Here is an 18,753-nt window from a genome sequence, read left to right as displayed (position 1 = left end):
GGTCAGCCGCGCGGCGGCAGGCGGTGCAGGCTGACCTCGTCCAGACCGCCGTCCTTCACGGTCGCGGTCATGTACGTACAGTGCGGCTGGCGTCTGCGGTCGGTGGGCGAGCCCGGGTTGAGCAGGCGCAGTCCGGTGGCGGCCGTGGTGTCCCAGGGGATGTGGCTGTGGCCGAAGACCAGGACGTCGAGGTCGGGGAAGCGCTCCGCGCAGCGGCGTTCGCGGCCCTGGGCTGCGCCGGTCTCGTGGACCACCCCGAGGCGCAGGCCGTCGAGTTCCGCGCGGGCGATCTCGGGGAGGCGGGCCCTGAGGGCGGGGCCGTCGTTGTTCCCGTACACGCCGATGAACCGGCGCGTGCGGCTTTCGAGGAGGTCGAGGGTCGCGGTGTCCACCCAGTCGCCGGCATGGATCACGACGTCGGCGCGCGGGAGTTCGGCCAGGAGTGGCTCGGGGAGTTCCTTGGCGCGCTTGGGGAGGTGGGTGTCGGACATGAGGAGGAGGCGCATGGGAATCAGTCTCCTTGCCCGGCTCGCCGCCCGGCCTCTCCGTTCAGTCCCCGATGGGCCCGATCAGGGGGAGTTCGGCCCAGACCTGTTTGCCGCCGCTGACCGGGACGGTCCCCCAGGTGGCGGAGAGGGCCTCGACCAGCAGTATGCCGCGGCCTCCGGTGGCCTCCCAGCCGATGCTCGTGGGCTTGACGGGCGACCGCGGTGAGGAGTCTGCGACGGCGACGCGCATGCGGTCGTTGATGAGGGTGAGGTCGAGGCGGACCTGGCCGTCGGTGTGCACGAGGGCGTTGGTGACGAGTTCGGAGACGATCAGGAGGATGGCGTCGGGCTCGTCCCCGACCCCCCAGGCCCGCAGGGCGCGCCGGGTGAAGCGGCGGGCGTGGCGGACCGCCTCGGGGACGCGCCACACCGTCCAGCTCTCGCGCAGCGGCCTCAGGTCCAGGCCGTCGTAGCGCATGAGGAGCAGGGCCACGTCGTCGCCCCGGTTGGCGTCCGCGAGGAGGGCGTCCGCGACGAGTCCGAGGTGTGCGGGGTCGGCGGCGCCCAGTTGGCCGGCGAGCCGGCGCAGGCCGTCGTCCATCTCCAGTTCGGAGGACTCGACCAGGCCGTCGGTGGTGAGGGCCACCACGGTGCCGGGCCGCAGCGGCAGCGGGCTCATCGGGAAGTCGGCCTGGGTGATGACCCCGAGCGGCGGCCCGCCCTCCGTGACGACGATGTCCGTGGTGCCGTCCGGGTGCCGCAGGACCGGCGGCAGATGTCCGGCCCGTACGCACCAGGCGGTGCCCTCCGCCATGTCCACGTCGACGTAGCAGCAGGTGGCGAAGAGGTCGGTCTCCATGCCCGTGAGGAGCCGGTTGGCGTGCGAGACGACCACGTCCGGTGGGTGGCCCTCGACGGCGTACGCGCGCAGGGCGGTGCGCATCTGGCCCATCAGGGTGGCGGCCTGGGCGTTGTGTCCCTGGACGTCGCCGATGACGAGGGCGACGTGGTTGTCGGGCAGCGGGATGACGTCGTACCAGTCGCCGCCGACCTCCAGGCCCGCCGTGGTGGGCAGATAGCGGGCGACGGCCTCGGCGCCGGGCAGCGGCGGCAGTCTGCGCGGCAGGAGGGTGCGCTGGAGCATGCCGACGAGTTCGTGTTCGGCGTCGAAGGCGTGGGCGCGCATCAGGGCCTGGCCGGCGAGGCCTGCGGAGGCGGTGAGCAGGGCGCGTTCGTCGGGGCCGAAGTCGTGCGGGGTGTCCCAGCCGATGAGGCAGGCGCCCGCCATCCGGCCGCCGGCCGGCAGGGGCAGTACGGCCAGGCCGCCGGGGCCGACGTCGGCGAGCGCGGCCTCCAACGGGGTCCCGGCGGGCCAGATCGCCGCGCGGCCCTCGCGCAGGGCGGCCTCCAGGGTCGGCATGGTGCGCACGGGGGCGTCGGGCCACTCCGAGCGCCACTCGGTGCGCCACACCTCGGGCCAGGACTCAGGCTCCGGTGGATCCAGGACGGTGACGACGAGGCGGTCGCCCTCCAGTTCGGCCAGGGCGATGCGGTCGGCGTTCAGAGGGCGGCGCAGGGCGGTGACGACCGCCTGGCCGACGTCGCGGACAGTGCCCGCGGTGGCGAGGGCGGCGGCGAGGCGCTGGACGCGGGCCACCTCGTTGCCGCCGGACCGCAGTTTCGAGGCGTCGGCGACGGTGCCCACCAGCCGGGCCGGGCGTCCGTCGGCGGCGGGCAGCAGCCGGGCGCGCAGCCTCAGCCACCGCTGGTCGCCGGAGGGCTGGAGGATACGGAACTCCAGCTCCCGCTCGCCGATGGACATGTGGTCGGCCTCCACCACGGACATCAGGGTGGGCAGATCCTCCGGCACGGTCATGCTCAGCAGCGTCTCGACCTTGCCGTCGAACTCGTCGGGCGCGAGTCCGAACAGCCGCAGCATCTCGTCGTCGACCTCGACCCGGCCGGAGTCCATGGCCAGGCTGAACGAGCTGCTCGGCAGCGGCTCGGACTCGCCGGTGCCGGACGGGGGCGGGAAGGAGACCGCCTCGGCGAACAGCTCCAGGCACTTGCGGTCCTCGGTGTCGAAGCCGCCCGGACGCTCGCTCACGGCGACCAGGCAGCCGCCGCCCCGCGGGTCGGGGGGCAGGGGCAGGGCCGCCAGCCAGTGGTCCCCGGCCGGGGTGGGCCGGGCGCCGGGGAGCCGCGCGAGTTCCGCGGGGCCGAGCCAGCGGGGCTGCCCGGCCCGGTAGGCGTCGGCGGCGGGTGAGACGCCCGAGAGCGGATAACTGTCGCGTACGCCGTACAGGGCCCGGGGGACGCCCGCGGACTCGATCAGGCACAGCTGGTCACCGCGGTCCCCCGGCGCGTACACCAGGGTGAGGGTCGCGCCGGCGTAGACGAGTGCCTGTTCGAGCACGCTCCGCAGCCGTTCGGGCGAGCCGAGGTCCGTGCGCAGCGCCTTGAGGGCAAGTTCGGCACGCAGCGTTCTCGTGCTGCGTTCCGCACCGCCCTCACTGACCACGTCCGTCATTACAGCGCTTTCCGGACGCGGGCGCAGCCCCTGTGCACGTCACGAAGTGGGCCGGCCCGCCGCCCGGAGGCGCGGGGCCCCCTTACGCGGGCCTTGCGGCGGCGTCACGGAGAGTTTCCGGGGCCCGGCGGGGATACCGCCGTCAGGGGTCACGCTGCGTAGGACGGCGCGCGGAACGAGGGGGGCGCCCGGCGCGGGCGCGGGGGCGCACCCGGGCATCCTCGCCGTGCGGGAACCGCTCCCACGGGGCAGCCTTGACCTCTGGGTTCCTCCGTGTGGCCGAGGGAGGTGGTCGGGGTGTCCCACGGGCAGACGTCCGGGCATTCGTCCCGGCCCGCCCCGGCTCCGGTCGGCCGACCGCTGCTCTCCCTGACGCTGGCGGCGCTCCTGGACGACGTGCACGCGCACTCGGGCGCGGTGTATCTGCTGGCCCCGGGCGAGCCGGTGCTGGAGATGGCGGTGATGGCCGGGCTGCCCAGGGCGTTCGCGGCTCCCTGGGAGCGGCTGGGCCTGAGTGCGCCGATCCCGGTGGCGGAGGCCGCGCGCCACCGGCGGCTCGTGTGGGTGAGCGGCGAGCAGGAGATGGCCCGGCGCTATCCGCGGATCTCGGTGGTCCTGCCGTATCCGTTCGCGCTGGCCGCACTGCCGGTGGCGACCGACCGGGCCACGTACGGGGCGCTCTTCGTGACCTGGCCGGGCGGTCATCCCCCGGAGCTGTCGGACTGGGAGAGGGACCATCTGACGGCCGCCTGCGACCGGCTCGCGATGCGGCTGGAGCGCGCCCACGAGACGGGCCGGCCGATCCGCCCCGAGCCCGATCTCCTCTCCCCCGCGCCCATCGCGAGCGTGGCGGGCACGCTCGGCACGGTCGAGGCGTCGCGGATGGTGGCGCGTCTGCCGTACGGGCTGTGCGCGCTGGATCTGCAGGGGCGGATCACCTTCGCCAACGCCGCGTCGGCCGAGCTGCTGGGGCTGCCGGTCAGCGCTCTGCTGGGCACCCAGTTGTGGGCGTCGGTGCCCTGGCTGAACGACCCGGTCTACGAGGACCGCTACCGGGCCGCGCTGATCAGCCAGCAGATGACGTCGTTCGTGGCGCTGCGTCCGCCGTCGGACTGGCTGTCGTTCCGCTTCTACCCGAGTACGAACGGGCTGAGCGTGCGCATCACCCGGGCCCGGGCCGTGGCGCGGGAGGGTCCGGCGGCCTTCCGGCACGGGGAGACCGGTACCCGCCTCGTCTCGATCTCGCAGGTGCTGAGCCTGGCCGGGGCCCTCACCCAGGCGGTGGGTGTGCAGGACGTGGTGCAACTGGTCGCCGACGAGATCGCACCCGCCGTCGGCAGCCAGGGCCTGGTGATGCTCGGCTCGGAGGCGGGCCGGCTGCATGTGCTGGGACAGCGCGGCTATCCGGACCCGCGGGAGCTGGAACGGTTCGACGGGATGCAGCTCAGCGATCCCTCGCCCGGCACGCACGCCCTGGTGAGCGGTGAGCCTGCCTTCTTCGCCTCCACGGATGAGCTGGCGCGGGTGTATCCGGAGCAGCGGCCGGCCGGTGACATGGCCGCCTGGGCGTATCTGCCGCTCATCGCGTCCGGACGGCCGGTCGGCACCTGCGTCCTCGCGTACGCGGCGCCCCATCCCTTCCCGGCCGACGAGCGTGCCGTGCTGACCAGCATCAGCGGGCTCATCGCGCAGGCGCTCGACCGGGCCCGCCTCTACGACGCCAAGAACAAGCTGGCGCACGGGCTGCAGGCCGCACTGCTGCCCCACTCGCTGCCGTCGCTGCCCGGCATCGAGGCGGCGGCCCGCTATCTGCCCGCCACCCAGGGCATGGAGATCGGCGGTGACTTCTACGACCTGGTCCCGACCGGCGCGCAGGCCACGGCGGAGGCCGCCGCGGTGATCGGGGACGTGCAGGGGCACAACGTCACGGCGGCGGGCCTGATGGGACAGATCCGTACCGCCGTACGGGCCTACACGACCGTCGGCCAGTCGCCGGGTGAGGTCATGAGCAGCACCAACCGGCTGCTGATCGACCTGGGCACCGAGCTCTTCGCGAGCTGCGTCTATCTGCGTCTGGACCCGGCGCACGGTCACCTGGTGATGGCCCGCGCGGGGCATCCGCCACCCCTGCTGAGGCGGCCGGACGGCAAGGTGCGGGTGCTCGACCTGGCGGGCGGTCCGCTGCTGGGCATCGACGCGGACGCCGGCTACCCGACGACCGACGTGGCGCTGCCGCCCGGCTCGCTGCTCGCCCTCTACACCGACGGGCTGATCGAATCCCGCGGCGTCGACATCGAGGACGCGCTGGCGGGGCTCGCGGAGCTCCTCGCGGAGATCGGGGACCGCCCGCTGGACGAGGTGGCCGACCGTCTCGTCCACCACAGCGGCACGGCGGACCAGCGGCTGGACGACGTGGCCCTGCTCCTGCTCCGGGCGACGCCCGCCCCCTGACCGCGCGTACCGCGCGGCCGGCCGAGGACACACGGAGCGGCCCGGTCCTCCCGCCGGAGGACCGGGCCGCTCCGAACGGCAACACCGCTGACGCGCGGTCAGGTCACCTGTTGTGCCCCGAACCGTCGCCCGCCGCGTCGCCTGCCTGGTCACCGGCGTCACCGGCGTCACCGGCCTGCTCCTCGCCACCGACGGCCTCGCCGCCGACCGCGTCACCACCGGCACCGGCTTCCTCACCGGCCCCGGCCTCTTCACCGGCACCGGCTTCCTGACCGGCGCCCGCCTCTTCACCGGCGCCGGCCTCCTCGCCGGCTCCGGCTCCTGCCTCTTCACCGGCGCCCGCTTCCTCGCCGGCTCCTGCCTCGTCGCCCGCGCCGGCACCCGCGTCGCCCGCGCCGAGCGTCGCGCCCACCGCCGTCAACGCGGTGGTCACCGGCTGGAAGAAGGTCTCGCCGCCGACGGTGCAGTCGCCGCTGCCGCCCGAGGTCAGGCCGATCGCGCTGCCCTCCGCGGTGAACAGCGAGCCGCCGCTGTCACCGGGCTCGGCACAGACGTCGGTCTGGATGAGGCCGGTGACCGTGCCCTCCGGGTAGTTCACGGTGGCGTCGAGGCCTGTGACCTGGCCGTCGTTGAGACCGGTGGTGCTGCCCATGCGGATGACCGTCTCACCGACCGTGGCATCCGCGGCGGCCAGGATCTCCACGGTCTGCTCGCCGGTGTTCACCGTGCTCGGGGCCTCGGTCGCGGGGTCGTCGTACTTGACGAGGGCGAAGTCGCCGTCACCGGGGAAGGTGGCCGTCTCGACCGTGCCGATCGGCGCGCCGTCCTGCGCGTCCGACCACTCGGCGGCGGCGACACCGCAGTGACCCGCGGTCAGGAAGGCGGGGCTGCCGTCGTCGGCGACGACGTTGAAGCCGAGCGAGCAGCGCGCGCCACCGCCGAAGATGGCGTCGCCGCCCTCGACGAACGTCTTGAACTCACCGGCGGACTTCTTGATGGTCGCCACGCCCGCGCCGAGCGTCTGGACGGTCGACTCCAGCTGGTCCCACTTCGCACCTGTGACGGTGCGGTCGGCGGTGACCTGGATCTTGTTCGTCCGGGGGTCGACGGCCCAGGAGGTGCCGGGGATGGTCGCGTCGGCCTTCAGTGTCCGCGACGCCGTCTTGAGTTCGGCGGTGCTGTTCTCGACCTGACGGACCACCGCACCCTTCTTCTCCGCCAGGACGATGTTGTTGTTGTCGCCCACGACGTTGATGATCAGCTGCTGCTTGCCGGAGTCGTAATATCCGCCGGCGTAGTCCTCACCGAGCAGTTCGGACAGCTGAGAAGCGAGGTCAGACGCGTCCGCGGCCTTCAGCGTTCTGGGCGCGGCACCTTCCGTCGCATCGGTCTGGGACGCCATCGCGTTGGGCAGGACGAGGGCTGCCGCGCCGAGCGCGACCACGCCTCCTGCGGCGATGACGGCCTTGCGCTTCGGTATCCGCTTGTGACTCAACTTCATGACCTCCTGGGGACGGGGGGTCCGAGCCGCCGGATGACGGCTGACTGCGGGCGCCTGGATGGCTGTTGATACGCAAGCGACACCGGTGGCGTTCAACGGTCCCGCTCAACTTCCTTTGCGAAAGCGCGAATCGGCCCCGCCGGAGGAACGGGCCGCGGTGGCGGGGGCCCACGCATGCGGACCCGGAGCGGTCACACGCGGCGACCGGTCGGTGACAGAGAGGGCGTCGGCCGCAGCGGAATGTCGGCTTCAGCAAATCTGCACATCGAATACGCAGCGGAGTCACGGCCCACGACGGATCCGCACACCGGCTCGTCGCGCGCTGCCTCATTGGCGAGGTGTGCCCGATTCAGGTTTCGCCGTGTGTTGCGGAGATGTGGATGACCCCCGGGGCCATGTGAAGAAGTCGCCACCACGCGGTGCGCGGAACTGCACGGTTGAACCGATCGGGCTCCCGAATAGCCGTTTTCCGATGCCCGTTGATTGGATGCGGGACACGGCACCGTGCTTTGATCCATTGCACCGCGGGGGCCGTTCCTCGGATTTCGTTCTCGGGATCCGGGCGCTCGCGGTCGCGGCCGACCATCTGTCCCCAGAGGGGGCCGCTCCCCCCTTGTGAATACCAATAGGAAGGGAAGTTCATCATGAACTCCACCCCCCAGGTCCAGACCGCCGAGATCTCCGACGCCGACCTCGACAACGTCTCGGGTGGCCTCGCGCTGAACGCCCTCAGCACCGTCACCGGTGCCGTGGACGGCATCGCCCCGGTCTCCGGCGTGGTCGACACCGTCGTGGGCACCGTCGAGGGTGTGACCGGCCTGAACACCGCCCCGGTCACCGGCCTGGTCGCCGGTCTCTGATCACTTCTGTGATCGCTTAGCGTGCCGTGAGTCCCGGAACCATTCCCCGGTTCCGGGACTCACGGGTGCTGCCCCTTTCTTTTGTTTTCTGGCTCGGTTCGTCCCAGGGACGCGCCATCAGTCACGCGCAGGTGAGAATTCCGTGCAGTTCCGCCAACAGGCCCTCGCCAAACTGCAGTCGCCGGAGGAGCTGGACCTGCCGGTGCGCTTCGCCCGCCCCCAGGGCTGGCTCGTGCTGTGTGTGACGGTCGTCGTCATGGCCGCCGCGTCGGTCTGGGCCGTGACGGGCTCCGTGGCGTCCACGGTGAGCGCGCCCGCCATCCTCACGCACGGGCAGGGCAGTTACCTTCTGCAAAGTCCCGTCTCCGGGCAGGTCACCGCGGTCCTCACCGAGCAGGGCCGCCGGATCAAGGCGAACGCCCCCGTCCTCAAGGTGCGTACGGCCAAGGGGGAGACGGTGGTGCGCGGTGTCGCCGCCGGCCGGGTCTCCGGACTCGCCGCGACGATCGGCGCGATCATCTCCACCGGCACGAACGTCGCCGCGGTGGAGAAGGTCGCCGACTCCGACGACCCCCTGTACGCGACGGTGTACGTGCCCGCCGAGAACGCCGCGACGATCCCCGCGAACGCCGCCGTCGACCTGACCGTCCAGTCCGTGCCGACCCAGGAGTACGGGGTGCTGCGCGGCCATGTGAAGTCGGTGGACCGGGCCGCCCAGTCACCGCAGCAGATCGCCGCCTTCCTCGGCGACAGCCAACTGGGCGAGCAGTTCACCGAGAAGGGCAGGCCGGTGGCCGTCCTCGTCCGGCTCGACACCTCGTCCGGCACGAAGTCCGGCTACCGGTGGTCGTCGGCCGAGGGTCCGCCGTTCCGGCTCGACTCCATGACCATGGCCTCCGGCTCGATCCGCCTGGACGACCAGCGCCCGATCGATTGGCTGCTGCCGTGACCGCCCCCCAGGACACCTCGTCCGCCACGCACACCACCGACAGCGCCACCGCCGGCGAACTGCCGCCGCCCGTACGGGGCCGGCGCCGCTCGGCGCCACCGAGGCGCAAGGTCCCCAAGGGCCGGGGCCGACCCGTCCGTACGCCCACCGTCCTGCAGATGGAGGCCGTGGAGTGCGGCGCCGCCTCCCTCGCGATGGTCCTCGCCCACCACGGACGGCACATCCCGCTGGAGGAACTGCGGATCGCCTGCGGTGTCTCGCGCGACGGCTCGCGCGCCAGCAACCTGCTGAAGGCGGCCCGCGGTTACGGCCTGACGGCCAAGGGCATGCAGATGGACACGGCGGCGCTCGCCGAGGTGCAGGCGCCGGCGATCCTGTTCTGGGAGTTCAACCACTACGTCGTCTTCGACGGGATCGGGCGCCGTCTGGGCCGGCGCGGGGTGCACATCAACGACCCCGCCAAGGGCCGCCGTTTCATCTCCATGGAGGACTTCGACACCAGTTTCACGGGCGTCGTGCTCGTCCTGGAACCGGGTCCCGACTTCGAGAAGGGCGGTCGCAGACCCGGCGTCATGGGCGCCATGCCCGCCCGGCTGCGCGGCACCTCGGGCACGATGCCCGCGGCGGTGCTGGCCAGTCTGCTGCTGGTGGCGGTCGGCGCCGCCGTACCCGCGCTCAGCCGTACGTACATCGACATGTTCCTGATCGGCGGGCAGACCTCGCTGCTCGGGGTGCTGTTCGCGTCGATGGGCGCGAGTGTGCTGCTGACGGTGGTGCTGACCTGGCTGCAGCAGGCGAACCTGCTGCGCGGCCGGCTGATCTCCTCGACGCTCAGCAGCGCCAGGTTCCTGCGGCATCTGCTGCGGCTGCCGGTCACGTTCTTCTCCCAGCGCAGCCCCGCCGACCTCGTGCAGCGCCTCCAGTCCAACGACGCCGTGGCCGAGACACTGGCCCGCGACCTCGCGGCGGCGGGCGTGGACGCGGTCGTCGTGGTCCTGTACGCCGTACTGCTCTACACCTACGATCCGCAGCTCACGGCGGTGGGCGTCGGCGTGGCCCTGCTCAACGTGGTGGCGATGCGGGTCGTGATCCGGCTGCGGGCGACGCGCACGGCGAAGCTGCGGGCCGACAACGCGCGGCTGACCAACACGGCTTACACCGGGCTGCAGTTGATCGAGACGATGAAGGCGACCGGCGGCGAGGACGGCTACTTCCGCAAGTGGGCGGGGCAGCACGCCACCACGCTGGAGGAGCAGCAGCGCCTCGGCGTGCCGACCGCCTGGCTGGGGGTCGTGGCGCCGACGCTCGCGACCCTCAACAGCGCGCTGATCCTGTGGATCGGCGGGATGCGGGCGGTGGAGGGGCACATCTCCGTCGGACTGCTCGTCGCGTTCCAGGCACTGGTGACCCGCTTCACCGCACCGATCACCCGCCTCAACGGGGTGGCGGGCCGCATCCAGGACTTCGCGGCCGACGTGGCCCGGCTGAAGGACGTGGAGAACTTCGCCGCCGACCCGCTGTACTCGCGGCGCGGCGCGCACGACAGCACCCGCAGGCTGCGGGGCCATGTGGAGCTGGAGAACATCACTTTCGGTTACAGCCCGCTCGACAAGCCGCTGCTGTCCGGGTTCTCGCTGACGGTCGGTCCGGGCCGGCAGGTGGCCCTGGTGGGCGGCTCGGGCAGCGGCAAGTCGACGGTGTCCAGGCTGATCTCGGGCCTGTACACGCCGTGGGAGGGCGTGATCCGGATCGACGGGCAGTGGCTGGAGGACATCCCGCGCGGCGCGCTCGCGTCCTCCGTCTCCTTCGTCGACCAGGACGTGTTCCTCTTCGAGGGCACGGTCCGCGACAACATCGCCCTGTGGGACCCGTCGGTCCCGGACGAGGCGGTGGCCGAAGCGCTGCGGGACGCGGCGCTGTACGACGTGGTCATGCGCCGTCCGGGCGGCATCCAGAGCCGGGTCGAGCAGGACGGCCGCAACTTCTCCGGCGGGCAGCGCCAACGCCTGGAGATCGCGCGGGCGCTGGTCCGCAGGCCCAGCATCCTGGTGCTCGACGAGGTGACGAGCGCGCTGGACGCGGAGACCGAGCAGCTCGTGATGGACAACCTGCGCCGGCGCGGCTGCGCCTGTGTGGTCATCGCGCACCGGCTGAGCACCGTGCGCGACAGCGACGAGATCGTGGTGCTCCAGCACGGCACGGTGGTGGAACGCGGGCGTCACGACGCCCTGGTGGCGGCCGGCGGCGCGTACGCCGAGCTGGTCAGGGAGCGATGAGATGACCCATCAGCAGCTCGGGGCCGAGGGCGATTACGTGCTGGCCGCGCTCGGGGGCATGGGCGTTCCGGTCGACGGGTCGGGCCTGAACCGCCTGGACCTCGAAGGACCGCACGTGCTGTGGCTCGTGGCGGCGGGGGCCATGGACCTCTTCGCCGTGGACGCGGCCGAGCAGGGCCACTGGCACCACCTCGGCCGGCTCGAAGCGGGCTCGCTGCTGCTCGGCCCGGTCGCCGGACCCCAGCACACGCTCGTCGGCCGGCCGCTGCGCGCGTGCGTCCTGCGCCGTATCGAGCTGCGCGAGCTGCACCGGCCGCCGCAGACCGAGAGCTGGACCTACGACGCGTACGGCACCCCCCAGTACGTACCCCCGTCGACCAGCCCCCTGGAGTACGCCCTCTCCCTCGGTGTCGGCCGGGGCCTCGCCATCCTTTTCGCGGCGCCGCTCGCCACCGAGCAGGACGCGGCCCCGACCGACGACGACGTCCTGTGGACGCAGGTGGCGCCGGGCAGTGTGCAGTACGGCTCCCTGTACGGCGCCGAGGCCGCGGCGGACCTGCTGGTCGACCCGGCGATGTGGCAGACGATGGTCGACCAGCAGTACCGGCTGCTGGCCACGCTCGACCGCTGGATCGAGCAGCTGGAGCGCACCCACGAGACCCGGACGGCCGCGGGCATCAAGGCGGGCGAGGCGGTCCGCGCACAGGCCGACCGCACGCTGCTCGCCTCCATATCCAAACGCTCGGGCCGGGGTCCCGGCGCGGGTGACGCCGATGCCACGTACGCGGCGTGCGGGCTCGTCGCCCGCGCGGCCGGGATCACCCTCGCCGATCCCGCGAAGGGCGGCGCGGAGAGCGATCGTCTCGACCCGGTGGAGCGGATCGCGCTCGCCTCCCGGGTCCGGGCGCGTGCGGTCCGTCTCGACGGGCGCTGGTGGCGCGACGACGTCGGACCCCTGGTCGGGCACCGGGTCGCCTCGGGTGCGCCGACCGCGCTGCTGTGGCGGCGCGGCGGCTATGTGGCGGTGCATCCGTCGAGCGGCCGGGAGACACCGGTGGAGAAGGCGAACGCGGCGGAGTTCGAGCCGCGTGCGGTGATGTTCTACCGGCCGCTGCCCGACCGCGGGCTGACTCCGCTGCGGCTGCTGCGGTTCAGCCTCCGGGGCACGAGTGGGGACATGCGCAATCTGGCGCTCAGCGGTCTGGTGACGGTGGCGCTCGGCGCGCTGGTGCCGGTGGCGACCGGTCAGGTCCTCGGCGAGTTCGTGCCGAAGGCCCAGGAGAGCCTGATCGTCCAGATCTGTCTGGCGATCATGATCGCCGGTGTGGTGTCGGCGGCGTTCCTGCTGATGCAGAACCTCACCATGCTGCGCCTTGAGGGCCGGATCGAGGCCACGCTCCAGCCGGCCGTGTGGGACAGGCTGCTGCGGCTGCCGACGACGTTCTTCACCTCGCGCTCCACCGGTGAACTGGCCAGTGCCGCCATGGGCATCAGCGCCATCCGCCGCATGATGGCGGGCCTGGGCCCCGTGGTGGTCCAGTCGGTGACGGTCGGCGCGATGAACCTCGCGCTGCTGTTCTGGTTCAGCGTCCCGATGGCGCTCGCCGCGATCGGGATGCTCGTGGTGATCGCCGGGGTGTTCCTCGGGCTCGGCCTGTGGCAGGTGCGCTGGCAGCGCCGGCTGATCGTGCTGAGCAACAAGCTCAACAACCAGGCCTTCCAGACCCTGCGCGGACTGCCGAAGCTGCGGGTCGCGGCGGCGGAGAACTACGCGTACGCGGCCTGGGCGGGCGAGTTCGCCCGCAGCCGTGAACTCCAGCAGCGGGTGGGCCGGATCAAGAACCTGACGACCGTGCTGGGCTCGGTGTATCTGCCGCTCTGCTCGCTCATCATGTTCATGTTGCTGGCGGGACCGGCGCGCGGCACGCTGTCCGCCGCCGCGTTCCTGACCTTCAACACCTCGATGACCATGCTGCTGACCTCGGTCACCCAGCTGACGGGTTCCTTCGTGTCGATGGTGGCCGCGCTGCCGATGTTCGAGGAGATCAAGCCGGTCCTGGACGCGGAGCCGGAGGTCCGGGTGGCGAGCACACGGCCCGCCGAGCTGTCCGGCGCCATCGAGGCGAAGAAGCTGTCGTTCCGGTACACCGACGACGGGCCGCTCGTACTCGACGACCTGTCCTTCGCGATCCGGCCCGGCGAGTTCGTGGCGGTCGTCGGCCCGAGCGGCTGCGGCAAGTCGACGCTGCTGCGGCTGCTCATCGGCTTCGACAAGCCGGTCGGGGGCAGTGTGCTGTACGACGGCCAGGACCTGGCCGCGCTCGACCAGTCCGCCGTCCGCCGTCAGTGCGGTGTCGTGCTCCAGCACGCGCAGCCGTTCACCGGCTCGATCCTGGACGTCATCTGCGGTACGGAGCCTTACACGCCCGAGGAGGCGATGGCCGCCGCGGAGATGGCGGGGCTCGCCGACGACATCAGGCGGATGCCGATGGGGCTGCACACGATCGTCTCGGGCAGCGGCGCGGTCTCCGGCGGCCAGCGCCAGCGGCTGATGATCGCCCAGGCGCTGATCCGGCGTCCGCGCATCCTCTTCTTCGACGAGGCGACCAGCGCGCTCGACAACGAGACCCAGCGCACGGTCATCGAGAGCACCCGCGCGCTCAACGCGACCCGGGTGGTGATCGCGCACCGGCTGTCCACCGTGATGGACGCGGACCGCGTCATCGTGATGGAGGACGGCCGGATCGCCCAGCAGGGCACGCCCGCCCAGCTGCTCGCGGACACGGGCGGCCGGCTGCACGAGCTGGTGCGGCGGCAGATGCAGTAGGGGGCGTCCGGAGCCCCGACCGGCTCTCAGGGTTGACCGCGGCGCGTGTGACGTCCGTCTCGCTAGCGAAACTTTGTCGTTTCGATGAAAGTGGTCTAGCCTCGAAGCGTACGAAACAGTTTCGTTTACGTGCACCGCGTATCCCGTACTCCCGTTCCGAGTGAACTTTCCCTGGAGTGGCTCCCATGTCCAAGACCCAGACCCTCTCCGAGGACGCCCGCAAGGGCGCCCCGGACGCACCCGGCGCGGCGCGCCCCGCCAACCGGTGGTGGATCCTCGCGATCATCGGCATCGCGCAGCTGATGGTGGTGCTGGACGCCACCATCGTGAACATCGCGCTGCCGTCGGCCCAGGCCGACCTCGGCTTCACCGACGGCAACCGCCAGTGGATCGTCACGGCGTACGCGCTGGCCTTCGCCTCCCTGCTGCTGCTGGGCGGCCGGATCGCCGACCTCTTCGGGCGCAAGCCCGCCTTCCTCATCGGTGTCGCGGGCTTCGCCGGAGCCTCCGTGCTCGGCGGCGCGGCCAACAGCTTCGGGATGCTGGTCGTCGCGCGCGCCCTCCAGGGTGTCTTCGGCGCCCTGCTCGCACCCGCCGCGCTCTCCCTGCTGAACACGACCTTCACCGACGCCAAGGAACGCGCCAAGGCGTTCAGCGTGTACGGCGCGATCGCCGGCGCGGGTGGCGCGCTCGGACTGCTGCTCGGCGGTGTGCTGACCGACGCGCTGGACTGGCGCTGGACGCTGTACGTCAACGTCGTCTTCGCCGTCGCGGCCTTCGTGGGCGGCTGGATCCTGCTGAACAACCACCGTGACGCCGCGAACTCCAAGCTGGACCTGCCGGGCGCGCTGCTGGTCTCCGCCGGTCTCTTCTCCGTGGTGTACGGCTTCTCCAACGCCGAGACGCACGACTGGGGCTCCGCCCTGACCTGGGGCTTCCTGGTGGCGGGCGGCATTCTCCTGGCGGTGTTCGGCTGGTGGCAGACCCGTGCCGCGCACCCGCTGCTGCCGATGCGCGTCCTGCTGGACCGTACCCGCGCGGCCTCGTTCATCGCCGTCCTGGTGACCGGTGCGGGCATGTTCGGTGTCTTCCTCTTCCTCACCTACTACCTGCAGCTGAACCTGGGCTTCAGCCCGACGAAGACCGGTGTGGCCTTCCTGCCGATGATGGCCGCGCTGATGGTCATGGCCCAGGTGTCCACGACGATCCTGGTGCCGCGCATCGGGCCGAAGACCGTCATCCCGGCCGGGTTCGCGCTCGCCACCGTCGCGATGGTCTGGCTGACCGCCATCGACGTCGACTCCGCCTTCTCGACGGCCGTGCTGCCGCCGCTGCTGGTGATGGGCGCCGGGCTCGGCATCGTGATGCCGCCCGCGATGGCGCTGGCCACGAGCGGGGTCGCCGCGGAGGACGCGGGGGTGGCCTCGGCCACGGTCAACACCATGCAGCAGGTGGGCGGTTCCATCGGCACCGCGCTGCTGAACACCCTTGCCGCGAGTGCCGCGACCAGCTTCCTGGTCGGCAAGAACGCGAGCGATCCGCTGGTGCGGGCGCAGTCCTCGATCGAGAGCTACACCACCGCGTTCTGGTGGTCGGCGGGGTTCTTCGCGGCGGGCGCGCTGGTGACGTTCCTGCTGTTCCGTCCCGGAGTTGCCGAGCAGGATCCTGACGCCGCGCCGGTCGTTCACATGTGACGCGTTCGCGTCGCCGCGAGGCCGAGGGGCCGCCGTCTTCAGGGAGACGGTGGTCCCTCTTCGCGTTTCCCCTGCGAGGGGGGCGGTGTTGGCGGGTTCGACGCCGTGGAGGCTGGGCGCGCAGTTCCCCGCGCCCCTCAAGGACGGGGCTGCGCCCCTGTCCTTGCCCGACGGGGGTGGGGCAGCAGCACTGTGGCCGCCGCCGGGATCATGGCCAGGGCCAGCCAGGGGACGGCCGGGGGGAGGTTCGTGTCCAGGAGGGTGCCTGTGGTGGCGCTGCCCAGCAGGACGATGAGGCCGGAGATCGAGGAGAGGGCGCCCGTGTAGAGGCCCAGTCTGTCCGCCTCGGCCAGGTCGGGGACCCAGGCGCGGGCCGCCGGTGCCACCAGCATCTGGCCCAGGGTGAGCAGGACGACGTAACCGGCCACCGGCAGGAGCCCCACCGTTCCCGTCCAGGCGGCGGGGCGGGCCGCGGCGACGACCGCGAAGCCCGCTGAGATCAGCAGCAGTCCCGTCGTCATGGAACGGCGCAGGTCCAGGCGCTCGCCCGCCCAGCGCGTGACGGGCAGCTGAGCCGTCACGACCAGCAGCGACGAGAGCGCGAACAGCCAGGCCAGCGGCGCCTGGGAGCCCGTCGCGCGCTCCACCTCGACGGGCAGCAGCTGGTACAGCTGGTTGTAGCCGAGCAGATAGGCGCCGTACGCGCAGCACAGGGCCAGGAAGCCGCGGTTGCGCGCCAGGCGGCGGAGTCCGCCGCGGGAGCGGACCTGTGCCCGGCCGGGAATCCGTTGCGGCAGCAGCCACGCGTGGCCCGCCAGGACCAGCACGAACACTGCCGCCCCGGCGAGGCAGACCGTACGGAAGTCCACGGCCAGCAGCAGCGCGCCGAGAAACGGGCCGGTGAACGCCCCCGCCTGCCCCGCCACGGTGAACAGCGCCAGTACGTGCGTCCGCGGGCCCTCCCCCGCCTCCTCCCGGCACACCGCCTGCCGGGCCACCTCCGACTCGACCGCGGGTGAGAAGAGCGCGGCGGCGAAACCGATCAGGAGGACGGCCCCGATGACCGCCCAGGTGGCTGCCGCGTACCCCAGCCAGCCGAAGCCCGCGACGCGCAGGACGCAGCCGGAGAGCACCACCGGCCGCACCCCGTACCGGTCCGCCAGCGCGCCGCCCACCACGAACAGGCCCTGCTGGCTGAAGGTGCGCAGCCCGAGGACCAGTCCGACCAGCCAGCCCGCCATGCCGATCGCCGTGCCCAGGTGGGCGGCGAGGAAGGGCAGGACGGCGAAGAAGCCGACGTTGAAGGCGAGCTGGGTGAGGACGAGCAGGCGCAGCAGCGGGGAGAGGGAGGTGAAGGTGTCCAGGGCGGCGAGGGGTCTCGCCGCCCTGGAGTGTGGTGCTGGTTCAGGCATGTCGCCGCCGGGCGCGGGTCCTGTCGACTCCTCCGCCGGCGGTGACCGCGACCGCCCCCAGCAGCGCCAGCGCGGCGGCCGGTGCCAGGGAGGCCCACGGCGCCCGTTCCACGTACGGCAGGTTCTCCGACAGCAGCAGGCCCCACTCGGGGGACGGCGGCTGCGCGCCCAGGCCGAGGAAGCCGAGGGCCGCGAGGGACAGGGCCACCCCGGGCAGGCGGAGCAGGGCGTGGCGCAGGACCGGGGGCAGGACGGCCGGGAGGAGTTCGTGGCGCAGGAGCTGGAGCGGGGTGGCGCCCAGGCCGCGGGTCGCCGCGAGGTGGGCGGTGGCCTTCTCCTGGCGGAGCAGGGCCGAGGTGTGGGCGGCCAGGGGCGCCCAGGCCACCGCGGTGACCGCGAGGGCCGGGGTGGCGGGCCCGCTGCCCGCGACCGCGGTGACCAGGAGCGCCGCGAGGACCGGCGGGAGCGCGTTGACGGTGTCGGCGAGCGGCCCGGAGAACCGTGGCAGCAGCCCCAGCAGCACGCCAAGGAGCAGTGCGGCGGCGCTGACCGCGGCGGCCACGGCCAGCGTGTCCAGTGCCCCGTGGCCGACCCTGGCCAGGACGTCGCGGCCCAGCGCGTCCGTGCCGAAGGGGTGTGCCCAGGACGGGGAGCGGAGCCTGGCCGTGGTGTCCAGCTCCAGGGGGTCCCGGGTGAGGCCCGCTGTCACGACGGCCAGCAGCAGGCCCCCGTACAGCAGGGGTGGTGTCGTGGGGCGGGGAGGTGTGGGGCGGTGCAGTGAGGGCAGCGCGCCGTCGCGCAGGGCCGGGCCGATCAACAGGCGCGCGGCGAGACGGGCGAGGCCCCCCACGGTCGCCGCCAGGACGACGAGGGCCAGGGTGCCGGCCTGGAGGACGGGCAGGTCCTGGGCCACCGCGGCCTGGAGGGAGAGCCGGCCGAGCCCCGGGATGTCGAAGATCTTCTCCACGGCCACCGCGCCGCCGGTCAGCCCGACGACGAAGAGTCCCAGGTTCGGCAGCAGGCCGGGCACGCAGCGGCGGAGCGCCTGGCGGGCGACGGTCCGGCCGCGGACCCCGCGCGCGGCGGCGGCCAGGGCCCACGGTTCGGCGAAGGCGCCCGGCAGCAGGTCGTCGAGCATCCGTCCGAGCAGGGCGCCCGCGGGCAGGCCGAGCGAGAGCGCGGGCAGCACCAGCCACGAGGGGCCGTACCAGCCGAGGGCGGGCAGCCAGCCGAGTTGCACGCCGACGACGGAGGCGAGCACCGAGGCGGTCAGGAAGTCGGGCAGCGTGGCCATGAACGCCGAGCCGGTGCCCGCGGAACGCCGTTCGTAGAGCCGTCGGCCGGCCCCGAGCCGCAGGGTCCGCGCGCACACGCCGGCCGCCGTGACCGCCGCGACGAGCAGGGCCCCGCCCATCAGCAGCAGTGAGACACCGAGTGCCTGGAGGACCGCCGGCATGACCTGCGCGCCGGAGATCCACGACACGCCCGCGTCGCCGCGCGGCAGTCCGCCGAGCCAGTCGCCGAGCAGCCGCGCCGGCCCGGCGTCCAGGCCGAGCTGCGCGCGGATCGCGTCCAGTACCTCGGGGGTGGCGGTGCGCTCGGCGGACCGCGCCCTGAGCACGGTGAGCGCCGGGTCCGTGCGCGAGAGCCACGGCAGCAGCCCTACGCCGCAGACCAGGACGGCGGCCAGGGCGGCGCGCCAGAGCAGCACGGGCGCCCCGCCCCGGAGGGCGGCCTTGACCACTGGAGCCGCCTTGAGCACGGG

11 protein-coding genes are annotated in these 18,753 nt (G+C 72.7%); 6 read left to right on the top strand and 5 right to left on the bottom strand.

Annotated features, from left to right (window positions below; genetic code table 11):
* Positions 1 to 2: 2 nt before the first annotated feature.
* Both K3769_RS36220 and K3769_RS36215 read right to left on the bottom strand, forming a co-directional pair.
* The gene (locus K3769_RS36220; RefSeq protein WP_267030450.1) at positions 3 to 506 is read right to left on the bottom strand and encodes a metallophosphoesterase family protein; all 504 of its coding nucleotides are present in this window, start codon (positions 504 to 506) and stop codon (positions 3 to 5) included.
* A 43-nt stretch (positions 507 to 549) separates the two neighbouring features.
* A complete protein-coding gene (locus K3769_RS36215) occupies positions 550 to 3,018 on the bottom strand; it encodes a SpoIIE family protein phosphatase (protein ID WP_267030449.1) in 2,469 nt (822 codons plus the stop codon).
* Positions 3,019 to 3,306: 288 nt separating this feature from the next.
* Between K3769_RS36215 and K3769_RS36210 the strand changes: the two genes are divergently transcribed.
* Positions 3,307 to 5,469 carry a SpoIIE family protein phosphatase gene (locus tag K3769_RS36210; protein WP_267030448.1) on the top strand — a complete coding sequence of 721 codons (2,163 nt, stop codon included), beginning with the start codon at positions 3,307 to 3,309 and terminating at the stop codon, positions 5,467 to 5,469.
* 103 nt (positions 5,470 to 5,572) lie between these two features.
* On the opposite strand, the gene K3769_RS36205 is transcribed toward K3769_RS36210, so the two are convergent.
* Entirely contained in the window at positions 5,573 to 6,964 is a 1,392-nt protein-coding gene (locus K3769_RS36205; protein WP_267031694.1) for a S1 family peptidase, read from the bottom strand.
* A 650-nt stretch (positions 6,965 to 7,614) separates the two neighbouring features.
* Here K3769_RS36205 and K3769_RS36200 point away from each other — a divergent pair.
* The 5 genes from K3769_RS36200 (at position 7,615) to K3769_RS36180 (ending at position 15,576) form a co-directional block, all read left to right on the top strand.
* A complete protein-coding gene (locus tag K3769_RS36200; protein ID WP_267030447.1) occupies positions 7,615 to 7,830 on the top strand; it encodes a type A2 lantipeptide in 216 nt (71 codons plus the stop codon).
* 142 nt (positions 7,831 to 7,972) lie between these two features.
* Positions 7,973 to 8,779 carry an HlyD family efflux transporter periplasmic adaptor subunit gene (locus K3769_RS36195; protein WP_267030446.1) on the top strand — a complete coding sequence of 269 codons (807 nt, stop codon included), beginning with the start codon at positions 7,973 to 7,975 and terminating at the stop codon, positions 8,777 to 8,779.
* Positions 8,780 to 8,838: 59 nt separating this feature from the next.
* Complete coding sequence (locus K3769_RS36190) at positions 8,839 to 11,055, top strand: NHLP family bacteriocin export ABC transporter peptidase/permease/ATPase subunit (protein WP_267031693.1); 2,217 nt, start codon at positions 8,839 to 8,841, stop codon at positions 11,053 to 11,055.
* A 1-nt stretch (position 11,056) separates the two neighbouring features.
* A complete protein-coding gene (locus K3769_RS36185; protein WP_267030445.1) occupies positions 11,057 to 13,882 on the top strand; it encodes an NHLP bacteriocin export ABC transporter permease/ATPase subunit in 2,826 nt (941 codons plus the stop codon).
* Positions 13,883 to 14,067: 185 nt separating this feature from the next.
* Positions 14,068 to 15,576, top strand: coding sequence for an MFS transporter (locus tag K3769_RS36180; RefSeq protein WP_267030444.1), 1,509 nt, complete (start codon positions 14,068 to 14,070; stop codon positions 15,574 to 15,576).
* Between the two features lie 137 nt (positions 15,577 to 15,713).
* On the opposite strand, the gene K3769_RS36175 is transcribed toward K3769_RS36180, so the two are convergent.
* The gene (locus tag K3769_RS36175; protein ID WP_267030443.1) at positions 15,714 to 16,988 is read right to left on the bottom strand and encodes an MDR family MFS transporter; all 1,275 of its coding nucleotides are present in this window, start codon (positions 16,986 to 16,988) and stop codon (positions 15,714 to 15,716) included.
* The gene (locus K3769_RS36170; protein ID WP_267031692.1) at positions 16,981 to 18,699 is read right to left on the bottom strand and encodes an ABC transporter permease subunit; all 1,719 of its coding nucleotides are present in this window, start codon (positions 18,697 to 18,699) and stop codon (positions 16,981 to 16,983) included. Before K3769_RS36170 ends, K3769_RS36175 begins: the two co-directional genes overlap by 8 nt.
* Positions 18,700 to 18,753 lie beyond the last annotated feature (54 nt).

The sequence above is a fragment of the Streptomyces ortus genome, from assembly GCF_026341275.1.
GTDB lineage: Bacteria > Actinomycetota > Actinomycetes > Streptomycetales > Streptomycetaceae > Streptomyces > Streptomyces ortus.
Note: the sequence above shows the minus strand (reverse complement) of the source record. Positions and strands in the feature narration are given on the sequence as shown.

Coding starts and splice junctions, on each gene's coding strand:
- K3769_RS36220 (WP_267030450.1), bottom strand. CDS start 506: ATGCGCCTCCTCCTCATGTCCGACACCCACCTCCCCAAGCGCGCCAAG.
- K3769_RS36200 (WP_267030447.1), top strand. CDS start 7,615: ATGAACTCCACCCCCCAGGTCCAGACCGCCGAGATCTCCGACGCCGAC.
- K3769_RS36185 (WP_267030445.1), top strand. CDS start 11,057: ATGACCCATCAGCAGCTCGGGGCCGAGGGCGATTACGTGCTGGCCGCG.
- K3769_RS36180 (WP_267030444.1), top strand. CDS start 14,068: ATGTCCAAGACCCAGACCCTCTCCGAGGACGCCCGCAAGGGCGCCCCG.
- K3769_RS36215 (WP_267030449.1), bottom strand. CDS start 3,018: ATGACGGACGTGGTCAGTGAGGGCGGTGCGGAACGCAGCACGAGAACG.
- K3769_RS36175 (WP_267030443.1), bottom strand. CDS start 16,988: ATGCCTGAACCAGCACCACACTCCAGGGCGGCGAGACCCCTCGCCGCC.